The following is a 20,920-nucleotide window of genomic DNA, read 5'->3' as shown; positions in this document are numbered from 1 at the left end:
CCGAGCAAAATCAAGATTGATTAACTAATCATAAATGGGCTGACGGTCACGAAACCGGGCCGGCTTCATTCCGGAACTTTTCAGCAGCTGATAAGCGCAGTCTATGCCATCGCCCAGCTCCTCCGGGCGGTGCGCGTCCGAACCGAGGGTAAATACCCGGACCCCCAGCTTTACTGCCTGCCACACGATCGCCGCTGCCGGATAAGGTTCACTATCTCCCCGACGCAATGCGGAGGTGTTAATTTCCAGCCCCACACCGCTCCGGACAATCGCCTCGAGCATCGGGGTGACCCACGGTTGAATTGCAGATTCAAATTCAGCACCGATCCCGGAACTGATATATTTTCTCCAGATATCAAGATGGGCCAGGCAGTCAAACAACCGGGAACCGGCAGCTGCCCGGACATATTCAAAATAGCGCCGGGCAAGATAGCCGGCACCAAGGGGTTTTAAACGCATCTGGAAATCATCAAGTTCCTTCCGCGATGTAATCGCCACATGATCAAGACAGTGTATTGCCCCCAGGACGAAATCAAACCGGTAGCGGCTGAGAAAGTCGGCAATCTTTCCCTCCAGTCCCAGTTCATAGCCCACCTCTACGCCCGAGACAATTGTCAACTCTGGAAACCGCCGGCGACACCGTTCAATCTCTTCCAGGTAGCGTTCGGGCCAGTCAGAATCAACCGCCACCGGATTACCCTGAACAATGACCCGCTCAATCCCTGCCCTTACGGGGTCCGGCTCATAATGAGTAGTAAAACAGACTTCCTGCATTCCGATCGCTACCGCCCGCCCGCAGAACTGCTCGATACTGCCCTGAGCATCAGGGGAAAAATCGGGATGAATATGATAATCCAACATCCTAATTCAGTAACTCCAGCTGCATTGCCCAATCCTGATCCCAGCATCGGTGATGTGTCATTCCCAACTTGATTGCCAGCCTCACCGTTCTGCTCAGCTTTATTCCTGCCGCCAGTGCAAGCCTCGTTGCGGAAGAACGAAAATTGTAACTTGCCTCTGTGTACGTCACACCGGGGTCAGGAACTGCAAATGTAATTCCCGTGCCGCGAACCGAGCTAACAGCGCCGGCCAGCCGCAGATCAACCGGATTCAGATTCAATTTCAGGTTGATACCGGCGACGCGGGCACGGGAAACAGAATAATCATGATATTCATCACCACCGTAAACCGACACCGCGAGTTGACGCATCTCAAACTTCAGCTCAAGGCGGGTCTCACGGAAGCGTTCCTGTTCCAGGCGGAATTTTCTCGCTGTTTTGATATCAAATCCAAATCTCCCGAACTCGTATCCGGCAGCAATCTCAAACCGGGCAGGAATCGAATCCATCAGATAGTCATAATAGGTATTCCCGCCCACCCGCAGGGTCAGGCCTCTGTTTCTCCAGCCCAGACGGCCGGTAAGTTGACCTCTTGCTTTCCGGTTTGTCAGTACGGGGCTGCGCCCTGCTGGTGAGAAAAACCGGTCACTGGTTAAGAGACCGTTAAGCACTACATTCCAGCCCTGCTCGTGGAGATTGACCCGGACGGCACCGGCGAAACCGCCGGGAAAGGAACGGGCAAACTCAATCTCGCCGCCGCGCCGGGAGCTGCCGAGCGCACAAAAGATACTTCCTGCGGCCAGATTCTGTCCGGAAAATGAATAAAACGTATCCCCTGATACCAGCATCCGATCATAACGGGTGCCATTTACCGCTACTCCTGCCCGACAGACATCACTTAATTTCAGCTGCATAATCACCCCGGTTAACAGCTGACCGGTACTCCCCTTTGCGGCAACAGCCGCCGAATCCCGGTGATAACCGGAAAACAACAGTTTAGCAACCGTGCCATCCGGATTCAGTTGAGCATCGCGCCGGGTGTAACTGCCGGCAAATGTAAATAGAAACCGCCCTCCAGTCTGATAATCTACTCTCAGTCCACGCCAATTACGATTCTCCTGGGCTGAACGGGCGAGGACATCATCGCGGAGCGTCTCCAGCTGAGCGAAACCGGAACGAACCCCGGGGCCAGCCAGAATCAGTCCCCGGCCAAAGTTCAGAACATAATCGCCGGCAGTAAAACGCCACCGGTTATGTCTGAATGTCAACCCAGCACCCCAGAAATCGGCCCAGCCGGTTTCACCGGGATCCTTTTCTATGACCACAACCCCAGCACAATTTTCCCGCTGCAGTTGCAGCCGCAGAAAACTGCCCAATGACAACGGTGCTTCCGCAAGTGATTCTGTCTTCAGACGCCAGACTGCACGGTAATTGTGCAACCCCGCGCCAGGCCGTTTTTCAACACCGGCAATACTGTCTTCAACCAGCTCATAGATTTCATCATCATCAGGAGTAACAGGCCAGTCCGGAATCAGCTCCGGAGAAATAATTCCCCAGCACAAAAAGATCAGAATTAATTCCACGTGTAATTAACACCGATCATATGCGTGCCCCCAAGCTCCGGCAGGTAGTGATATCCATAATCTATCCCCAGATGCTTGAATTTCAGCCCACACCCCGCACGGATACACCAGGGTGCGGTTTCCATACCGGCTCGCAACTTTAATTCAGGAAAAATACGGACTTCAATCCCCGCCAGTAACCGCTCGCTTTCGCCCTGTTTTCCAAAATCTACCGCCAGCAGCAGCGGTTCCACCGGCTCCCAAGCAACCCCGGCGCGCAGCCGGGGTAGCACCTCATCGCCATTATCAAACTTGGGCCGGTTGAAATTCTGAACTGCCGTTCCCAGGCGGAACTTGGATATTGACCATAAAATTCCCCCGTCAAAAGCGGGCACAAACAACCATCCTGCAGTCGGCATCCTCATCAGCAGTCCGTGAACCGCAACTCCGGTGATCACTTCATCTGTTATCGCCAGCCCGAGCCCCACCCCAAAATCATACTCCCCATACCCTTCAATTCCCAGCAGCTGCATCCCGGCATTCAGATTTATACGGTTGATGGAGTATCCGGCGCCTAACCGCGCACAGTTCAACTCCGGCACGCCATAAGGACGGGCATAGACTATACTCAGTCCTGCCCGCTCGGAAGGCATCGTCTGTGCCGGATTATATATCAGTGCCTGTTGCCAGTCGGCAACCCCGGTGCCCGCACCAATGCCGCTGGCAGTTCCGCTGAGCAGAAGAAAATCAAATGCATTGATAACAACTAACAGAAGAAAATGTACCACTCAGCTGTGATAGCAGTTATTACTTAACCCAGTACAGAAACCGTCCGCAGTTGGGACAGGTGACCAGTTCTGTCCGGCACCTGACCACCAGCTCGGAGGGAAGCCGGATATAACATCCGCCACAGAACTCCCTGATCACCTGCACCACTACCCGGCCCCCGTATCGTTTCATGATCCGCTCATACTGCGCCAGCACCTTCGGATCGATCTTTCTGGTGAGTTTTGCCCGCTCCTTTTCGGCAATCTTGATAAACTGCTCTGATGCCTTCAACCCCTTGAAACTGTCATCCGGATATTTATCACTTTCAATATCCCGCAGAATATGATCGAACTCCTCGAGCGATCGCAGCGCCTCGATCTTGGGGTTCATTTCACCTTCTCCTCAAGACTGCGCACCAGTTCGATGAACTCCTCCGGAGTCTGCGGATCAAACAGCTGCCGGCGTTTCGTCAGCTCCTGACACACGAGGGCGATCCGGCCCAGAGTAATGAGATACTGGTTGCCGGGGTCCTGCGGTGGTGCCATTACCAGAAAGAAGAGATGAACCGGCTTTTTGTCAATTGCATCAAACTCCACTCCCTTTGTTGACCTGCCAACCGCAATCTCCAGTTTATCCAGCAAGAGCGACCTGCCGTGGGGAATGGCAATCCCCCTGCCGATCCCGGTTGACCCCAGCTCTTCACGCTTCTGCAAGGTCTGCAGCAGCTGCTCCGCGGTATCGCCACTGCGTATCATCAGCACCAGCTCCCGCAGCACCTCCGGTTTCCTTTTACTCTTCAGCTCCAGATTAATCCGGTCCGCCCGTAACAATGATGTTAAATTCAAATCACACCTCCTTTGAAACTCCTGCCCATATCTCCGAGCCTATCTTTTCCGGTTATCCAGCCTTTTCTGCGGCACATCACCCCACAGCCGTTCCAGCCCGTAAAATTCCCGCACTTCGCCGAGAAATATATGAACAATCACATCAAGATAATCAATCAGAATCCACTGCGCCGTGTCCATTCCTTCCACATGATGCGGAGAAGTAAAACCGCGGCTTTTGCTCTTTTCCAAAAGCGCCCTGGCGATCGCTTGAGCGTGAACCGCAGAATTTGCAGTTGTGATCACAAAAAAATCAGCCAGTGCCGATGCTGCCCGGAGATCCAGAATCAGAATATCCTCTCCCAGTTTCCGATCAATCAGCCTTGCCAGCCGCTCGGCAAATTTCATTGAATCTGCCATCAGTATAGAATCATTGCCTGCGGGAAAAACTGCCGGTAATCCCGGCCGAGAATCAATCGCACCTCATAAAAACTGCCGGAGTCAACCGCAACCCGGACGAGCGGAAGTTTCACCTCCGGCTGATAAAACCAGAAAAGCTTTCTCCGTACCGCCAGCGCCGCGGCAATGGCTTGGGCGTTCATTCCCTGTGGGTCCCGCAGATCCACCACCATCGTCTGTTCATAACTGCTGTCAACATCACCTACCCGATAGACATCGAACCCTCGGGCGAGCAGCTCCCGCTCCACTGCCCGTCCCAGACGGTGCACTCCCGCACCATTAAGCACCTCCAGCTTCACCTTGGGAACCTCAACCTCCGCCTTTGCCGAAGAAGGCCGGCAAGCCGAAACCGCAAAAAAGAGAGTAATTATCAGAACAAGTATAATGGGATAATTCTGATCAATCAAGCAAATCAGGGGAGCGCAATTCCCCTTATTTGCCATCAGCTTCCTCTTTAATGATCCGGTTGTTCTCGTCAACCTTCACCCGGACGATCCGGTGCCGACTGAGTTCACTCTCCTCAACATAAGCCATACTCATCACAATCACCTGATCCCCAACTTCACCCAGCCGGGCAGCGGCTCCCTTGAGGCAGCACACCCCGGAACCGGCGCCTGCCGGAATCACATAAGTTTCAAACCGTTCCCCGTTATTTATATTAACAACCTGAACCATCTCTCCCGGGACAATTCCGGCAGCCTCCAGCAGGGCTGCATCTACCTGCAGACTGCCTTCGTAATACAGCTCCTTACCGGTAATCCTCAGCCCCTGAATCTTTGACTTCAGCAGTTTACGCTGCATCACCCGGCCCGGCTTATGCTGACTCCTTCTTCTTTGCCGGTTTCTTCGAAGCGCCCTTCGCCTTTGTCTCCCTCTGCTTCTTCGGCTGTTTCTTTTCCTTCTCCTCCGCAGCCGGCTTTTCCGAACGCACAACAAACTCAAGATACGCCATCTCGGCGGAATCGCCGGGACGGTATCCAAGCCGGTGAATCCGCGTATATCCACCCTGACGGTCCGCCAGCCGCGGTGCAATCTCATTAAACAGCTTGCGCACCAGCGCCGGTTCGGAAACCATTCTTGCCACCTGTCGCCGGTCTGCCAGTGTGCCGGATATCGCAAACCGGACCAGCCGCTCGGCGTGGCGGCGTGCCTCCTTCGCCTTCGCCACCGTAGTCCGGATCCGCTCATACCGGATCAGGGCGGCAATCAGATTCCGCATCAGCGCCCGCCGGTGCTCATATTTTCTGCCTAGTTTTTTCACTCGATCACCGTGTCGCACAGCCGCTCCTTTTACTCCTGCTCTTTCTCTTCATTCTCCCCGGTTGGAGTCCGCACGGGGATACCGGATATGTCCATTCCCAGCGTCAACCCCAGATCCTCAAGCACCTTCTTCAGCTCCTCGAGTGACTTCCGGCCGAAGTTCTCAATTTCCATGATCTCCCGTTCGCTCTTCTGCACCAGATCGGCGACGGTCTGGATTGAAATCCGCTCGCCGGTCCGCTTCGATCTGCCCCGCTTCAGACAGTTGAGCGCCCGGTTAGACAGCTCCAGTTCATCGATATCCATCCCCAGCAGCTCTGCAAGCCGGTCCTGATCTTTCAGAACCTTCTCCTCCTGAATGAACTCCGGCTCCTTCTCCTGCGGGATCAGCGCCGCCATGTGATTCCGCAGAATCGTTGCTGACTGAATCAGCGCCTCCTCCGGGGTCACAGTAGCATCGGTCCAGACCTCACATATCACCCGTTCAAAATCGGTCCGGTCACCGACCCGCATACTCTCAACCCAGTAATTCACCCGTTTCACCGGTGAGAAGAAAGCGTCAAGAAAGATCGTGCCTTCGGGCGCGGTCCGTCCCCGCTTCAACCGCTCCGCCCGGACATAACCCCGGCCATTCTCCACCATCATCTCAATCGTCAGCGACTTCCGGCTGTCGGCAATCGTGAGAATCTTCTGATCCGGATTGGCAACCACCAGCTCCGGTGGCACGGTCATATCCCGGGCATAGTATTCCCGCTTCCCTTTTGCATAGAGATGGCACAGCTTCGGAGTTTCGGACCAGAGTCGGAACCGGAGCTTCTTGATATTCAGAATAATCTCCGGCACATCCTCCACCACATCATCAATCGTGGTAAACTCATGCGACACCCCGTCAATCCGCACCTCAACAACCGCTGCTCCCTGGACGGAGGAAAGCAGTGCCCGGCGCAGGGCATTTCCGATCGTTGTGCCCCAGCCCCGTTCCAGCGGCGCAATGATAAATTTCCCGTAACTGTCGGAAGCGGTAGCGGCTTCCAGCTCATACTTTTCCGGCATGATAAAAGGTTTCAGTCTCATTTTGAATAAAACTCCACGATTAACTGCATATTACATGGAACATCCTTCAAATCCTCCTGATTCGGCAGTCTGAGAACCTGTCCGGTCAGCTGCTGATGATTTGCGCTCAGCCATGGTACCACTCCTGGTTCCTTGGCGGCGACAATCGCACTCACCAGCTTTTTTCCCTTTTCACTGCCGACGGCAATCACCTGACCGGGTCGCACCTGATAGGAAGGAATGTCTACCCGCCGGCCGTCAACGGTGATGTGACCGTGGCGCACCAGCTGCCGCGCCTGAGCACGGGAATCGGCAAACCCCAGCCGGAAGACCACATTATCCAGCCTGGTCTCCAGCAGGGTCAGCAGGGCGGCGGCGGTATTCGGGCTCTTGGCTGCCCGCTCAAAATAGTTCCGGAACTGAGTCTCCAGAATGCCATACATCATCCGCAGTTTCTGCTTCTCCCGCAGCTGAATCGCATAGGCAGAAATCCGGCGTCGCGCCGCACCCTCAGCCTCCTCTCCGCGTTTCATCAGCACACAGCTATCCGAAATACACTTGTTGCCGCGCAGGAACAGCTTCTCCCTTGCCCGGCGACAGCGCTTGCATTTAGGTCCTATATCTCTTGCCATAACCTGTTTGTGATTATAATCCTTTCCACCTGACAGTCAATTAAACCTCACACCCGGCGCTGCTTCGGCGGCCGGCATCCGTTATGGGGAATCGGGGTGACATCGCGGATGGATACGATGTCCAGCCCGGCATTCTGCAGTGAGCGGATCGCCGCCTCCCTGCCCGGTCCGGGTCCGCACACCTGAACCTCAACCTTGCGCACCCCGAGTGCCACTGCCTCCTTGCCGGCGCTCTCTGCCGCCTGACCGGCAGCATAGGGTGTCCCCTTCTTCGCACCCTTGAACCCGACCTTGCCCGCCGACGACCAGCAGATCACCGAACCGTCCGGCTCGGCAATGGTTACAATTGTATTATTAAATGTGGTATTGATATGCGCCACACACACCGGTGACGCCCGTTTCCTTGAAGACTTCCTTGCCACCTCTTACTCCTTCGGTGCACTTGACTTTACCTTGATCACGCCTGAAGTCTTGCGCGGTCCCTTCCGGGTCCGGGCATTGGTCCTCGTCCGCTGACCGCGCACCGGCAGGCGTGCCCGGTGCCGCAATCCGCGATAACAGCTGATCTCCATCAGCCGCTTGATATTCGCTGCCACCTCTGCCCGGAGTTCACCCTCAACCTTGAACCGGCTTTCGATCTCCTGCCGCAGCCTTGCCAGTTCCTCATCGGAGAGTTCTCCGACCCTCTTATCCGGGGCAATGCCGGTGGCGGCTAACAACTTCCTTGCCGATGACAGCCCGATCCCGTAGATTGCGGGCAGGGCATAAAGCACCTTCTTGCCATCCGGCAGATCAACACCAACAATTCGTGCCACTTATCCTCCTGAAAAACAGTTAAACTTTCCCTAAAAGTGAAAATTCAGCAAACAACAACAATTATACAAAATTTACTGATGGTCTGTCAACAATTGCTTAAGATAACCGGCGATCAGCCGGTCATACTCACTTGTCAACGCAAACGCTGCGCCTGCCAGCTCCAGCCGCACCTGGCGCCGCACCTGCCGGTTCTGTCTCAGCTCCTCAATCACCCGCGGATAATATTCCGGTGCCGGCACCGGCGTCACAAACTCCCAGTTCTTGGCTGCGGCACGCAGGAGTGTCACCCCGCCGATGTCAATCAGCTCCACCATCTCCTCAACCTTCAGCCCCTGACGCAGACCCTCAGCAAACGGATACAGATTACACACCACCACATCCACCGGCTCAATTCCGGGCTCGGTGCGCCGGCAGAGAATCCCGGCCGCCACCTTCGGATGGAGCGTCTTGACCCTTCCCCCCAGAATCTCCGGTGCACCGGTCCACTCGGCGATCTCGGTCACCGGAATACCGGCATCCCGCAGCACCACTGCGGTCCGTGCGGTTGACAGAATCCCCAGCCCTGCCTCCTGCAGTGCCTCTGCCAGTTCCTTCAGACCGCGCTTATCCCAGACCGAAATGAGCGCCCAGTGTTTCAAGCTAAGCCCCGAACTTCCCGAACCGCTGGGCATTTGCCATAAGCAGCGGCATAATCTCCACACCGAAAATCAGCCCGATACTCCCGCGGATACATGCCCGTTCCCCGAACTCCTCGGCATAGGAATGGACCCGGACCCAGGGTGAATGAATCAGCAGCGGCACCGTATGCCACGAATGCCCCTTGAGCACTGCCGGCGTGGAATGATCACCGGTAATGCACAGCACATCCGGATTCAACTTCACCAGCCGGGGCACAATCCGCTCATCAAACTGCTCCAGCAGCTCCACCTTGCGCTCAAAATCCCCGTCCTCACCCGCCTGATCAAACTCCTTGAAATGGATATAGAAAAAGTCGTAATGGGCATAGTTCTTCTCCAGCGTCTCAATTTCCGACTCCCAGGTCTCCCCGCACGGCAGAACCCGCATTCCCACCAGCCTTGCCAGACCCCGGTACATCGGATAGGCGGCGATTGCTGCCGCCCGCAGCTGATAGCGCTCCTGAAAATTGGGCAGCCTTGGTGGCAGTGCCAGCCCGCGCAAAAGCACATAATTCGCCCTTTTCCGTCCTTTCAGCACCCCGGCAGCCAGCTCAATAAACCGGTTGGCAACCTGCGCCGACCTCGCCGCCTCGGGCTTCAGCGCCTGCACCGGCAGAGGTGCCTTCCCTTCCTTCCCCGGGTCGGAATCGCTCAGACCATCTGCCAGCCCCGGACCGGAAAACATCACCACAAACCGGTGCCCCTTCCCCGGCACAATCGTTACCTTCACTCCATCAATCTCGGCAATCTCCTCCTGCAACAGCTCACACAGCTCCGCACACTCCTGATCCCGCATCCGCTCCCCGTTCTCCTTTGCCCGGCGGTCGGTAATCACACCATTCTCATCCACGGTGGCAAAATTTGCCCGGGCGCACAGATCCTCAGCGCCGGGATTCAAACCGCACCCCAGCGCCTCCAGCACCCCCCTGCCAACCGGATACTGCACTGGATCATACCCGAAGATCGCCAGATGGGCAGCACCGGAACCCGGGGTCACACCGCGCGCAATTGGCACCATCTTGCCCAGCGCCGACTTCACCGCCAACTGATCCAGATTCGGCACCCAGGCGGTCTCCAGCTCGGTCTTATCCTTCAACGGCAGACCACCCAGCCCGTCCAGAATTACCAGCACAATCTTTTTGTCATTCGGTTCAATCGGCACCAGACGGTAATCAAACATAGGACATCATACCTCCGTTGATTAAATTGTCAAACATCCTGAAAACTCCAACACCCGCATCATTTCAGCCCCTCAGCCGCGGAGCGCAACGCTGCCTCTGCCCGGTTGAGCCGCTTCTGCCGGACATCCGACTTCCGCTCGTAGGCGCCCGCCACATTCATCTTGATCTCAAACTGGGCGGAGTCATTATCGCCCAGCGCCCGGATCGCCTGCTCATAGCTGTCAAGCCAGCCCTGCCGGTCGCCTGCCTCCTCGCTTATCAGACTCACATACTCCCGGGCAGCCGCATAGGCGGCATTAATCCGCGTCCCCGCGACCCCGGAAACCCGCAGCAACCCCTTCAACTGCTCCAGCGTTGCCTCAGCCTGCGATAGCCGTGCCTGCGCGCTGTCTGTTATCGCCCGGGCAATTCCAATCCGCTTCAGAATCTCCGGCACATTCTCCAGCCGGACCGTGATTGCAGTAACCATTACTCCTGCCCGCATCCACTGCTCCCGCGCCAGACTTCCACAGGAATCAACTGTCCGCACCAGCCCCCATGCCTCAGCCTGCGGATCTGCCCTTACCGGTTCTCCTGCCGGCGCCCGGCTGACTGCCGGCGCGGGAATCACCGCTGACGGCTCATTATCACCGGCGGAACGGGCGACCGGTGCCTGGGAAACCGGTTCTGACTCCGGTAGTGCCGTCCCCTCTCCGCTCATCACCATCACCCTTGACGGCATTAAAAGCACCAGCACCAGTGCCACCACCATCACCCCGAGCGTGCTCAACAGCACAATCCGGCGGAAACGGGCGAGCCGGGCAAGCCGCTTCTCATCCGGCTCAAACCTTAACGGCTGAGGTTCAAGTGGGGATTGAAATTGATTCATAGACCGGGCCTGTCTAAATAAGGATATTGACGCCAGACCTGCTTGTCAAACCTGACCTTGCACTCCGGTCCGGTGTCACCGGCACCACCATAACGGCAAACCCACCGCCATCATCAATTACCAGCATCTTCCCTGCCCGCACGGTAAGGGGAACTGCCCGGGGTATAGCCTCTGCTCTTATCCGGTTTTAAAACTTACTCGCCAACCCCTTGCAAAAAAATCACTTACGCAGAAACCGCCCTTTCTGCCCCACTGGGGGTAGTGAAATCAGTGCTCAAATCGGACTCTAAATTAACGGGGTATATCTGTCCGATATCGCCCATCAGCCATGTTTGCCGGAGCGGTACCAACCGCCACGGTTTAATGGGTAAACCGGCGTGCGCACCTTCCTCACACGAACATGTGTCATAAATATCGTTGACAATTATCCCTATTTGGATAACTTGAAAGAAAACATCATGTACGGAAAATTAATCGCTGCGCTCCTGTCCGGGTTTTTATTCGGCTCGATTCCGTCCGGCTATCTTGCCGGCAGGCTGAAGGGGATTGACATCCGCAAACACGGCTCGGGCAACATCGGCTTCACCAATGTCCAGCGGGTGCTGGGGCTGGGCTGGGCGGTTCCGGTGCTGGTGCTGGACCTTGCCAAGGGAATCGTGCCGGTCCTGCTGGCAGAGCGGTTCGGTCTTCTGCCGGCAATGGTCGGGCTGGGCGCGATTTGTGGTCATATCTTCTGTCCCTGGCTCGGGTTTAACGGCGGAAAGGGGGTCGCCACCACCATCGGCGTAACCGCGGTTCTGTGTCCCCGTGCCTTTCTGCCCGCAATTGCGGTCTTTCTGCTTGTGCTTCTTGTCTCCGGCTTTGTCTCACTTTCCTCAATCTCCTTTGCCATCAGTCTGCCGTTCCTTACCCTGCTTTTCTACCGGTTTGACCGGACCCTGCTGATCTTTACACTGTTAACCGGTATGCTCATCATTATCCGGCACATTCCGAACATCCGGAGGCTGACCGCGGGCACAGAGCCGAAGTTCGGGCTGTGGCTTAAGCTTTTTCGCAGGAGGACGGAGTGAACCTGCTGGGCTGGTCATCGGGCAACCGTTTTTCTCCGGTCATTTCGACCGGAGCGCAGCGAAGTGGAGAAATCACTCTGCTTTCCGAGTTGAAAAGGGATTCCTCGACTCCGTTCGGAATGACCAATAGAAGAAAAATGACAGACCAGACGGTGAGGGCCGACACAAAACCGACTGGAGGCGCCCGATGAAAGCAGGATTCATCGGGGCGGGCCGCTGGGCGCTGGCGCTGGCGCTGAAACTGCACGAAAAGGGGCTGACCGTTGCCCTTTATGAACCGGACGGGCAGGCGCTTGCCCGGCTGCTGGCAACCCGGCACCATCCGGACCTGCCCGAATCGGTCCCGATACCTGATGCCATCACCGTCAGTTCCGACCCCGGAGTTGTGCTTGACCGGAGCGATACCATCGTCTTTGCCACCCCTTCCCGGGTGCTGGCAGAGGCAGCCGAAATGGTAAAAAAGCTTATCCCCTCAGACTGTCAGGTGCTCGTCTCAGTAACCAAGGGCATTGACCCGGAAACGAAGAAACGGCTCTCAGTGGTGCTGAAGGAACATCTGCCCGGACCGCCGGTCGTGGTGCTTGCCGGTCCGGGAATTCCGTATGAGGTGGCAGCCGGGGATCCGACCTCACTCGTAGCGGTCAGCGAGGATGAGTCTGCTGCCCGGCTGGTCCGGGACACATTTACCGTGCGTAACCTGCGGGTCTATTCCCATACCGATGTAACCGGTGTAGAGATCGCTGCCGCATTCAAGAATGTGATTGCGATCGCTGCCGGCATTGCGGACGGCATCGGTCTGGGAATCAATGCCAAATCAGCACTGCTGACCCGCGGTCTGGCAGAGATCACCCGGCTCGGTCTGGCACTCAACGCCAATCCGCTCACCTTTGCCGGACTGGCAGGCATGGGCGACCTGATTGTTACCGCCTTTTCCGAGCGGTCCAGAAACCACCGGCTGGGAATGGCGATCGGCAGAGGCATACCACCCGCGACCGCACTCGATCAGCTCGGCGGAGTTGCTGAGGGCTACTGGACCGCACCCGCCGGTCTGGAGCTTGCCCGCAAACTGCGGATTGACTTGCCAATAACTGAAGAAGTTTATAAAATACTTTATCAGGGCGAAAAGCCGGAGAACAGTATTGAACGGCTTTTGAAAAGGCCGGTAAAGAAGGAGTTTTACTGATGAAGGAGAAAAAGTTTTATTCCCTGTCTGAAGCCTGCCGGATTCTGCGGGTGCCGGCATACACCCTGCGCTACTGGGAAAAGGAGTTTGAGTTCAAGTTTGAGCGCAACTCTGCGGGCAGACGGATCATCTCCGATGAGCAGTTGAGAAAGCTGGAGCTGATTCAGCATCTGCTCCACCGGGAAAAGATGACAATCAAGGGAGCAAAGAAGAAACTGCAGGCGATGAACAGCCGGAGCGGTGAGGTCCCGCAGGCAAAAGACGGACGGGAGGTTCTGCTCTGGCTCAAGAAGGAGCTGATTGCTCTGCGGACAACGCTGGAAGCCGGTCCTTAGGCTTCAGGAGAGTCCGACAATCCTGCCGTCATCCATGATGTCAATCTTGAGCGCATTCGGCTTCTTGCCCAGTCCGGGCAGAAGTTCCATCTCGCCGGCGACCGGCACCAGATACCCGGCACCGGCACGGATGTGGATTGCGGAAATGGTAATCTTGAACCCGCTGCAGGCGCCCAGACATTCCGGGTCATCGCTGAGCGAAAGCGGAGTCTTGGCGATGCAGATCGGCAGTTTGTCATAACCGAGCTGGTAAATCCGCTTCAGATCGCGCTCGGCACGCGGGGTATAGACCACCTGTCCGGCATGATAAACCTTCCTTGCCACCGCCTCAATCTTGTCCTCAACCCGGCTGTTCCAGTCATAGACCGGCCGGTTGGCACCGGGCTTCTGCTCCGCCTGCTCCAGGACCGCCTGTGCCAGTTCCTCACACCCCCTGCCGCCCGCACTGTGTGGAGCACAGATCACCGCCTTTGTGCCCTGCTCCTCACACGCCTTGAGCACCAGTTTCAGCTCATCGTCAGCATCACCCTCAAACCGGTTGAGCGCCACCACCGGTTCCATACCCAGAGTCCGGCAATTCTCAATGTGCCGGTGCAGATTCTCCAGCCCGAGCCAGAGATGACGCAGCATCCCTCTGCGGGCATCGGGCGCCCCGCCCTGATGCTTGAGCGCGCGCAGGGTGGCAACCAGCACACAGCCCTCAATTTTGAAACCGCCCAGCGGTGCCACCAGGTCAACAAACTTCTCTGCGCCCAGGTCCGAGCCGAACCCGGCTTCAATCACCGTCCAGTCGCAGAGCCGGAGTGATGCGTTGGTGGCGATGATGCTGGCGGTGCCGTGGGCGATATTGGCAAACGGACCGGTATGAATCAGGGCAGGCGTATTCTCGGTCGTCTGGACCAGGTTGGGCTTGATCGCATCCTTGAGCAGTGCTGCCATCGCACCGGTAGCACCCAGGTCCTGAGCGGTAATCGGCTTGTCGTCGAAGTTGAGCGCCACCAGCATCCGGGCAAGCCGCTGTTTAAGATCCGCCCGGCCGGTCGCCAGCCCGAGAATCGCCATCACCTCAGATGCTGCGGTAATAACACAGCTGTCCTCGCGCGCCGGACCGTTCGCCCTGCCGCCCAGCCCGACCACCATTGAGCGCATCACCCGGTCGTTCATGTCAATCGTCCGGGGAAAGAAGATCTCTCGCTCATCAATCCCGAGCGGATTGCCGAAATGGAGCGAGTTGTCCAGCATCGCCGACAGCAGGTTGTGTGCCGAGCTCACCGCATGGATATCTCCGGTGAAATGCAGGTTGATATCCTCCATCGGCAGCACCTGCGAATAACCCCCGCCTGCTGCCCCGCCCTTGATGCCGAATACCGGTCCCAGTGATGGCTGACGCAACACCACAATTGACTTCTTGCCCAGCCGGTTGAGCGCCATTGACAGCCCGATGGAAACCGTGGTCTTGCCCTCACCGAACTTCGTCGGGGTGATGGCGGTGACGAGAACCAGTCTTCCTGTCGGTCGCTCCTTGAGCTGTTCCAAGAGCCGGACCGAAAGCTTCGCCTTGTAATTGCCGTTGGGCAGAATCAGGTCCATATCGGTAATCCCGAGCCCCTTGGCGATCTCCCAGATGGGCAGGAGTCTGATACTCTGAGCAATCTCCATATCTGAAGGCATCAAGCCCCCTTTCTATTCACCGTCCATGGTAATAAACATCACACTGCCGATCATCGCCGCCGCAATCACTGCAGTTACACTGAAAAAGGTCAGTGCTGCGGTGCCGGCATGGCGCCGGTAGGTCTGCGCTATCTCCTGGCGGGAAACCCGGACTGCGATTGTGTCCTCGGGCAGGACACTGACCCATTTTGTCCCTGTCCGGACCGCCTCCCGTTCATAACTGGACATCAGGGCATACCGGTCAACCTGGAGCCCGGGTGCAATCCGCTGCCAGAAAACTGATGGTGTCTCATCCCGGAACGCCAGATAAACATCCCGGACATCAAACAGGCTCAGATAATGTCTGCCCTGCTGGACCGCAAGCAGCTTGTCCTGCCGGTCAATCAGCACCCGCCTGCCGTCAAGGAAGATGGAATCTGGCACCGCATCCGGCTCAACCACGAGATAGCCGATTCCGGCACCGGACTCCTCAAACAGCCCGGACCGGTCTGCCGGAGTCTGAGGCTGAACCTGACGGACCGTATCCTCCTGAGGTGTCGTCACCGGTACCTCAATCCGGAACTCGCCGCCCCCTTCGTCAATAATACCGGCACCACCATCACCCGCTGCCTGCACCGGTGGTACGAGCAGCAGTCCGGAAAGAAGTAGGGCGACCGTTTTTCTCAAATCCATAAATCAGCCGGCAACAATTTTAAGCTGGCGGACAAACCTTTCAACCTCCTCCTCAGTATTGTAGAAATGGGGCGAAATCCGCAGCCAGCCCTCCCGCACCGCACAGACAAAACCTGCGGTCTCCAGCTGTGCCCCGATCCCAGCCATATCCCGGTCCGGCTTCCGGCAGGTGATGATGCCGGCGCGCTTCTCATCCGGCGCCGGAGTCATAATCTCAAACTCCGCCCCTTTCAGCAGTTCCCGCAGCTGTCCGGTCAGCTGGCGGACCCGGGCTTCCACCCTTTCCGGTCCGAAATCAAGCAGCAGTTTGAGCGCCGCACCCAGGCCGTAGATGCCGATGTAATTCTTTGTTCCCTCCTCAAAACGGGCGGCGGTCTTCTTCAGGGGTTTGGGGGTAAAAATATCGTTAAACTCCTGCCAGTTAGCGGAAAGCCAGCCGAGATTAAAAGGCTTGAGCCGGGGCAGTTTTCTTAAATTAACATACATAATTCCGATCCCCTGCGGTGCCAGCAGCCATTTGCCTCCGCCGGCAACAACAAAGTCGGCACCGGTGGAACTGAAATTGTGATTTACCGCTCCCAACCCCTGAATCGCATCCAGAATAAAAAAGATATTGTGCTGCTGGCAGAAGGCGCCGATCGCATTGATGTCAAACCGGGCACCGGAGAGAAAATGGACCCAGTCCAGCGCCACCACCCGGGTCCGCTCATCCACGAGCCTGAACACACACTCTGGACCTTCGGTCAGCTCCAGTGCGGTCACAAACCGCTTCTCCACCCCCGGCAGCAACAGCTGATAGGGATAGGTGTTTGCGGGAAATGCGTCCTTCATCATGATCAGGTTGTCCCCATCCTCCCAGGGGATGGAACCGATGGCGATAATGATACCGCTGGTAGTATTCTTGACAAAGGCAACCGCTTCCGGCTTCACCCCCAGAAGCCGGGCTGCCATCATGCGGGTATTTTCCACCACCCCCTCCGCCTCACTGTAGGCGACGCATCCCTCCTGCACCGCCTTGCGAATGAAACCGTGCATTGCCCGCACTGCGGTTGAAGGCAGGGGACCGGTACCCGCATGGTTGAAATAGACCAGCCGGCGTGTCACCGGAAACAGCCGGCGCACCTTCTCCAGCGTTAACTCCCGCACAAATGATAATTCTGCCGGCAAAAGTTGCCCAGTCAAATGAAATTAATTGTTGACATCGGTGCCTGCCGGGTGATAATTTTATATTGTGTCAGTTTGAACCAGGCTCGGGCCTGCTTTATGACACAGAAAAAAACGCTGTCAGAGCAAAAAGGAGGTCAAGTGAAGCGTCTTGTATTTCTGACGCTCTCTGCCTGCCTGACCATTGCCCTGGGCGCCAGCTTCACCCGGAGCTTTGAGTATCCGGCAGCTGCGGTCCAGCTCGGCAGTCAGGACGGCTATACCACCGTGGACTTCGGCATGTCCGCCCATATCAGCAATCTGGGCGAACCGGATCTGCCCTGCCTGCCCTATCAGGTGGCAATTCCGGCAGACGCCGAAGTCACCGGTCTGGAAATCGTATCGTTCAAGGAAGAGGCACTTCCCGGCACTTACAAGGTCCTGCCCGCTCAGCATCCGATCCCCTGGAAGAAGAACTACGAGCCGAAACCGTTCGTGCCTCCGGATCCGCTCGTCTACAGCCAGAACAAAATCTGGCCTGAAAACCCTGCCCGCTTCGCCCATGTCGGCAGTATGTCCGGTTACCGGATTGCCAGTTTTCTCATCTATCCGGTCCGCTACAATCCGGTTGAAGGCAGACTGTATCTCGTCTCAGAAATCACCGTCCGGCTCAATTATGAAACCGGCCGGCATCACACCCCGGCATACACCGAAATGCAGCTGAAGATGTTCGGCGATCAGGTAAAGCACCTGGTGCTCAATCCTGAGGATGTTGACCGTTTTGCCCCGCCGAAGCGAACCGGCAGTTTCGGTTCCCGGTTCCTTGAGCCCGGCAATTACGAGCATGTCATCATGACCAGTCAGCAGTTTGCCGACTCGCTGGTCTGGCTGCGGGACTGGCGCACCCGGCTCGGCTGGCGCTCAAAGATTGTCATTCTGGAGTCCATCTGCGCCACCTATCCGGGACGGGACAATGCGGAAAAGATGCGCAACTTCATCAAGGATGCGGACACCACCTGGGGCACAATCTTTGTCTTCATCGCCCGTCCTGACTATCCGGCAAACTACTACCGGGTTGCCCGCTCCTATGGCTATGACTTCTTCTCCGATATGTATTTCTCGGATCTGGATGGCACCTGGGACCGGAACAACAATAACATTTTCGGTGAGCTCGCCGATTCGGTTGACGGTTATGCCGATGTCCATGTCGGCATGATGACCCTGAATCAGTTCAGTGAGATCGCCAATGTCCGGAGCAAGATTATCCGCTACGAGACCGCACCGGATACAACCGGCGGCTGGTGGAATAAAATCCTTCTGCCCAACGGTGTCACCTTCTCAGACAATTACAACGACTCGATCGCCAATGCCTCGCCCACCCCGCCCTGGTTTGACCTGAAAATGTATTACTCCGGGAACGGCCAGGTCCAGCCGACACCCCAGCGCTACTGTGATTCGCTCAACTCCGGCTACACCTTCAACTCGGTGATTGCCCACGGCTCCCCCGACCTTTATGACCTGAACGGAAGTGTTACCAGCCAGATGATGATCAACCTCACCAATACCAACCGGCTCAACTGCATTACCGCGGTCTCGTGTAATGTCGGCCAGTGGGATCTGGGATCAACGAATGGCGACTGCATCGCCGAAAACATGTTCAACCACGCACCCAATGGCTTCATCGGTGTCATGATGAACTACGAGTCCGGCTGGGTGAATGTTGCGGAGAAGCTGAACTATGCGATCGGCTACGGCTTTCTGGGATTCCGCACCGCCCGCAAGATTTATCAGGGCGAGATGATTTCCTATGGCAGAAACTACTGGGTGCCGGTAATTCTTGATTCCCAGAAATACCGGATGGAGATTATGGAGCGCAACCTGTTTGGCGAACCGGCAACTCCGATCTGGCGCGCCCGGCCGTTTGTGCCCGTGGTCTCAAAACCCGGTGCCATCAACATCGGCAACAACATCCCGGTTACGATCACCGTCCAGACTCCGGGCTTTGCTCCGGTGGAATCGGCGATGGTTGTGCTCCAGAAACCGAATGAAACATTTGTCCGCGGCTGGACCAACGCCTCCGGACAGGTAACCCTGCTCGTCTCCTGTCTGACTCCGGGCTTTCTCAAGCTCGCAATCAGCGGTGCCAGTAATATCCCCTATCTTGACTCCATCGTTGTGATGTCCTCCGGCAGATATGTTTCCTATCTCCGGCATTACATCAACGATGCACCGCCGGGTGGCAATGGCGACAGCATCATCAACCCGGGCGAATCGTTCCGGATTCCGATGTGGGTCAAAAATTACGGCAGTCTGACTGCTAACAGTGTTACCGCCCGACTGCGCACTCATACCGCCGGTGTCACGATCACCGATTCAGTTAAGGCTTTCGGCAACATTGCCGGCAATGACTCCGCATTCAACGCCCAAGGCTTTGCCATGACCGTTGCCTCAGGTCTGCCCAACCGCTATCCGATCAACTGCTCACTGGTCTGCAAGGATGCGCTGGACTCCACCTGGATATCGCTTTTCACACTGTATGTGGGCGCACCGAGCATCGTCTTTGTCAACCATGTGGTCAAGGACTCAACCGGTTCCCAGCCAAACGGCCGACTGGACCCGAACGAAACCGCGGATCTGGAAATAACACTCAGCAACTCCGGACTGGGCAACGCCTATAATGTCCGGGCACTCCTGCGCTCCGGTGATCCGAGAATGAGCGTCACCGATTCGGAAGCGGTCTATGGCAATATCCCGGCTGGCGCCAGTGCCACCAACTTCAGCGACCACTTCACTGTCTACGCCTCCAGCGCAATCCTGCCCGAAACCCCGATCCCCTGCACACTTTGCATCTCGGCAGACAACGGCTACGCCAGCACCGCCGCATTCACAATCATCGTCGGCGAAATCCGGCAGGTTGACCCGGTTCCGGACAACTCCGAACCGCCACTCTACTGGGCTTACGATGAGGTGGACATCCTTTATCCTGAACATCCGACCTTTGAATGGGTGGAAATCTACGGCATCGGCACGAGACTGTCGCTCACTGATGACCAGACCGTGCAGATCAGTCTGCCACCCGCATTCGGTCCCTTCATCTTCTACGGCCAGTCCTATAACCAGATCTCAATCTGCTCCAACGGCTGGATCGCACCGGGTTATACCACGGTCAGCACCTGGTCCAACACCGCCCTGCCGAATACCGAGATGCCACCACTGATCGCCGCCAACTGGGACGACTTGTATCCACCCTATGGCGACAGCGTCTGGTATTATCACGATGCCGCCAACCACCGGTTCATCATTGAATGGGATTCGGTCCACTATTTCAGCAGCTCAGAGTGGGAAAAGTTTGAAATCATCCTCTATGATACCACTTATGCGGCCGAGGACGGCAACTCCAAGTTTGTCATTCAGTATCTGACCGCCAACCGCGCCGGCAGTTCTGCCACCGTCGGCATTCAGGACCACACCAAGACGAAATACATCCAGATGCTGTTTGACGGCACCTATCACCGCGGTGCCTCACCCTGGGTTCCGGGCCATGCAATCAAATTCTCATCCGACAATCCAACCGGCATAGCCGAAGATTATGGCGCAACCCTGCTTAAAGATGGCAGAATTCTCGCGGTTGCCCCCAGTCTGTTCCGACGCACGACGGTAATCCGTTACCAGATTCCTCAGGACGGCAGCGCCGAGCTCAGGGTGTTTGATGCCAGTGGCAGAATTGTGCGGACACTGGTTAACGGCAGAATGAAAGCTGGCACCTATACCGCCAGCTGGAATGGCACCGACGACAACGGCAGCAGAGTTGCCAGCGGTATCTATTTCATCCGACTCACAACTCCGGAAACCTCAGTCAAGGTCAAAACGGTGCTGAACCGTTAAAAGAGGAGAAACATCCCGAGGC

23 protein-coding genes are annotated in these 20,920 nt (G+C 56.6%); 4 read left to right on the top strand and 19 right to left on the bottom strand.

Going from position 1 to position 20,920, the window contains the following annotated elements:
* Positions 1-24: 24 nt before the first annotated feature.
* From ABIK48_03135 to ABIK48_03060, 16 genes are all read right to left on the bottom strand, one after another.
* Positions 25-861, bottom strand: coding sequence for a histidinol-phosphatase HisJ family protein (locus ABIK48_03135; protein MEO0021149.1), 837 nt, complete (start codon positions 859-861; stop codon positions 25-27).
* Position 862: 1 nt separating this feature from the next.
* Entirely contained in the window at positions 863-2,422 is a 1,560-nt protein-coding gene (locus tag ABIK48_03130; GenBank protein ID MEO0021148.1) for a hypothetical protein, read from the bottom strand.
* Entirely contained in the window at positions 2,413-3,189 is a 777-nt protein-coding gene (locus ABIK48_03125) for a hypothetical protein (protein ID MEO0021147.1), read from the bottom strand. Before ABIK48_03125 ends, ABIK48_03130 begins: the two co-directional genes overlap by 10 nt.
* A 19-nt stretch (positions 3,190-3,208) precedes the next feature.
* Positions 3,209-3,559: a C4-type zinc ribbon domain-containing protein gene (locus ABIK48_03120; protein ID MEO0021146.1), complete on the bottom strand. Its 351-nt coding sequence runs from the start codon at positions 3,557-3,559 to the stop codon at positions 3,209-3,211.
* On the bottom strand, positions 3,556-4,014 hold the full coding sequence (locus ABIK48_03115) for a PTS sugar transporter subunit IIA (protein MEO0021145.1): 459 nt from the start codon (positions 4,012-4,014) through the stop codon (positions 3,556-3,558). Before ABIK48_03115 ends, ABIK48_03120 begins: the two co-directional genes overlap by 4 nt.
* 39 nt (positions 4,015-4,053) lie before the next feature.
* The gene (gene rsfS / locus ABIK48_03110) at positions 4,054-4,413 is read right to left on the bottom strand and encodes a ribosome silencing factor (GenBank protein MEO0021144.1); all 360 of its coding nucleotides are present in this window, start codon (positions 4,411-4,413) and stop codon (positions 4,054-4,056) included.
* Positions 4,413-4,895, bottom strand: coding sequence for a LytR C-terminal domain-containing protein (locus tag ABIK48_03105; GenBank protein MEO0021143.1), 483 nt, complete (start codon positions 4,893-4,895; stop codon positions 4,413-4,415). The genes rsfS and ABIK48_03105 overlap by 1 nt, the downstream gene beginning before the upstream one ends.
* Positions 4,885-5,253, bottom strand: a complete 369-nt coding sequence (gene panD / locus ABIK48_03100; protein MEO0021142.1) for an aspartate 1-decarboxylase — start codon at positions 5,251-5,253, stop codon at positions 4,885-4,887. Before panD ends, ABIK48_03105 begins: the two co-directional genes overlap by 11 nt.
* 13 nt (positions 5,254-5,266) lie before the next feature.
* Positions 5,267-5,731, bottom strand: coding sequence for a 50S ribosomal protein L17 (gene rplQ / locus ABIK48_03095; protein MEO0021141.1), 465 nt, complete (start codon positions 5,729-5,731; stop codon positions 5,267-5,269).
* Between the two features lie 11 nt (positions 5,732-5,742).
* Positions 5,743-6,786 (bottom strand): DNA-directed RNA polymerase subunit alpha, encoded by a 1,044-nt coding sequence (locus tag ABIK48_03090; GenBank protein MEO0021140.1) that lies wholly within the window; start codon positions 6,784-6,786, stop codon positions 5,743-5,745.
* A complete protein-coding gene (rpsD, locus tag ABIK48_03085) occupies positions 6,783-7,397 on the bottom strand; it encodes a 30S ribosomal protein S4 (protein MEO0021139.1) in 615 nt (204 codons plus the stop codon). Before rpsD ends, ABIK48_03090 begins: the two co-directional genes overlap by 4 nt.
* Positions 7,398-7,444: 47 nt before the next feature.
* Positions 7,445-7,819, bottom strand: a complete 375-nt coding sequence (gene rpsK, locus ABIK48_03080; protein MEO0021138.1) for a 30S ribosomal protein S11 — start codon at positions 7,817-7,819, stop codon at positions 7,445-7,447.
* Between the two features lie 3 nt (positions 7,820-7,822).
* Entirely contained in the window at positions 7,823-8,212 is a 390-nt protein-coding gene (gene rpsM / locus ABIK48_03075) for a 30S ribosomal protein S13 (GenBank protein MEO0021137.1), read from the bottom strand.
* 72 nt (positions 8,213-8,284) lie between these two features.
* The gene (locus tag ABIK48_03070) at positions 8,285-8,851 is read right to left on the bottom strand and encodes an IMP cyclohydrolase (protein MEO0021136.1); all 567 of its coding nucleotides are present in this window, start codon (positions 8,849-8,851) and stop codon (positions 8,285-8,287) included.
* 1 nt (position 8,852) lies between these two features.
* The gene (locus ABIK48_03065; protein ID MEO0021135.1) at positions 8,853-10,070 is read right to left on the bottom strand and encodes a 2,3-bisphosphoglycerate-independent phosphoglycerate mutase; all 1,218 of its coding nucleotides are present in this window, start codon (positions 10,068-10,070) and stop codon (positions 8,853-8,855) included.
* Positions 10,071-10,129: 59 nt separating this feature from the next.
* On the bottom strand, positions 10,130-10,939 hold the full coding sequence (locus ABIK48_03060; GenBank protein MEO0021134.1) for a hypothetical protein: 810 nt from the start codon (positions 10,937-10,939) through the stop codon (positions 10,130-10,132).
* A 458-nt stretch (positions 10,940-11,397) separates the two neighbouring features.
* Here ABIK48_03060 and plsY point away from each other — a divergent pair, with 458 nt between their 5' ends.
* From plsY to ABIK48_03045, 3 genes are all read left to right on the top strand, one after another.
* Entirely contained in the window at positions 11,398-12,009 is a 612-nt protein-coding gene (gene plsY / locus ABIK48_03055; GenBank protein ID MEO0021133.1) for a glycerol-3-phosphate 1-O-acyltransferase PlsY, read from the top strand.
* 187 nt (positions 12,010-12,196) lie between these two features.
* Positions 12,197-13,192: an NAD(P)H-dependent glycerol-3-phosphate dehydrogenase gene (locus tag ABIK48_03050; protein MEO0021132.1), complete on the top strand. Its 996-nt coding sequence runs from the start codon at positions 12,197-12,199 to the stop codon at positions 13,190-13,192.
* Positions 13,192-13,527 (top strand): MerR family transcriptional regulator, encoded by a 336-nt coding sequence (locus tag ABIK48_03045; GenBank protein ID MEO0021131.1) that lies wholly within the window; start codon positions 13,192-13,194, stop codon positions 13,525-13,527. Before ABIK48_03050 ends, ABIK48_03045 begins: the two co-directional genes overlap by 1 nt.
* A 3-nt stretch (positions 13,528-13,530) precedes the next feature.
* Here ABIK48_03045 and ABIK48_03040 read toward each other — a convergent pair whose 3' ends face one another.
* From ABIK48_03040 to ABIK48_03030, 3 genes are read right to left on the bottom strand one after another with little or no spacing between them, the layout of a single operon-like run.
* Positions 13,531-15,198 carry a formate--tetrahydrofolate ligase gene (locus ABIK48_03040; GenBank protein ID MEO0021130.1) on the bottom strand — a complete coding sequence of 556 codons (1,668 nt, stop codon included), beginning with the start codon at positions 15,196-15,198 and terminating at the stop codon, positions 13,531-13,533.
* A gap of 12 nt (positions 15,199-15,210) precedes the next feature.
* Positions 15,211-15,870: a hypothetical protein gene (locus ABIK48_03035; GenBank protein MEO0021129.1), complete on the bottom strand. Its 660-nt coding sequence runs from the start codon at positions 15,868-15,870 to the stop codon at positions 15,211-15,213.
* A gap of 3 nt (positions 15,871-15,873) precedes the next feature.
* The gene (locus tag ABIK48_03030; protein ID MEO0021128.1) at positions 15,874-17,016 is read right to left on the bottom strand and encodes an aminotransferase class V-fold PLP-dependent enzyme; all 1,143 of its coding nucleotides are present in this window, start codon (positions 17,014-17,016) and stop codon (positions 15,874-15,876) included.
* 159 nt (positions 17,017-17,175) lie between these two features.
* Here ABIK48_03030 and ABIK48_03025 point away from each other — a divergent pair, with 159 nt between their 5' ends.
* On the top strand, positions 17,176-20,898 hold the full coding sequence (locus tag ABIK48_03025; protein MEO0021127.1) for a C25 family cysteine peptidase: 3,723 nt from the start codon (positions 17,176-17,178) through the stop codon (positions 20,896-20,898).
* The last annotated feature ends 22 nt before the right edge of the window (positions 20,899-20,920 follow it).

It is taken from the genome of candidate division WOR-3 bacterium (genome assembly GCA_039801085.1).
GTDB lineage: Bacteria > Hydrothermota > Tepidihabitantia > Tepidihabitantales > Tepidihabitantaceae > JAOABP01.
Note: the sequence above shows the minus strand (reverse complement) of the source record. Positions and strands in the feature narration are given on the sequence as shown.

Excerpts from the sequence above, each read along its gene's own strand:
- ABIK48_03120 (MEO0021146.1), bottom strand. The coding sequence starts at position 3,559 with ATGAACCCCAAGATCGAGGCGCTGCGATCGCTCGAGGAGTTCGATCAT.
- ABIK48_03135 (MEO0021149.1), bottom strand. The coding sequence starts at position 861 with ATGTTGGATTATCATATTCATCCCGATTTTTCCCCTGATGCTCAGGGC.
- ABIK48_03050 (MEO0021132.1), top strand. The coding sequence starts at position 12,197 with ATGAAAGCAGGATTCATCGGGGCGGGCCGCTGGGCGCTGGCGCTGGCG.
- ABIK48_03045 (MEO0021131.1), top strand. The coding sequence starts at position 13,192 with ATGAAGGAGAAAAAGTTTTATTCCCTGTCTGAAGCCTGCCGGATTCTG.
- panD (MEO0021142.1), bottom strand. The coding sequence starts at position 5,253 with ATGCAGCGTAAACTGCTGAAGTCAAAGATTCAGGGGCTGAGGATTACC.
- rsfS (MEO0021144.1), bottom strand. The coding sequence starts at position 4,413 with ATGGCAGATTCAATGAAATTTGCCGAGCGGCTGGCAAGGCTGATTGAT.
- ABIK48_03040 (MEO0021130.1), bottom strand. The coding sequence starts at position 15,198 with ATGCCTTCAGATATGGAGATTGCTCAGAGTATCAGACTCCTGCCCATC.
- ABIK48_03105 (MEO0021143.1), bottom strand. The coding sequence starts at position 4,895 with ATGGCAAATAAGGGGAATTGCGCTCCCCTGATTTGCTTGATTGATCAG.
- ABIK48_03065 (MEO0021135.1), bottom strand. The coding sequence starts at position 10,070 with ATGTTTGATTACCGTCTGGTGCCGATTGAACCGAATGACAAAAAGATT.
- ABIK48_03090 (MEO0021140.1), bottom strand. The coding sequence starts at position 6,786 with ATGAGACTGAAACCTTTTATCATGCCGGAAAAGTATGAGCTGGAAGCC.
- rpsD (MEO0021139.1), bottom strand. The coding sequence starts at position 7,397 with ATGGCAAGAGATATAGGACCTAAATGCAAGCGCTGTCGCCGGGCAAGG.
- ABIK48_03035 (MEO0021129.1), bottom strand. The coding sequence starts at position 15,870 with ATGGATTTGAGAAAAACGGTCGCCCTACTTCTTTCCGGACTGCTGCTC.
- ABIK48_03060 (MEO0021134.1), bottom strand. The coding sequence starts at position 10,939 with ATGAATCAATTTCAATCCCCACTTGAACCTCAGCCGTTAAGGTTTGAG.
- plsY (MEO0021133.1), top strand. The coding sequence starts at position 11,398 with ATGTACGGAAAATTAATCGCTGCGCTCCTGTCCGGGTTTTTATTCGGC.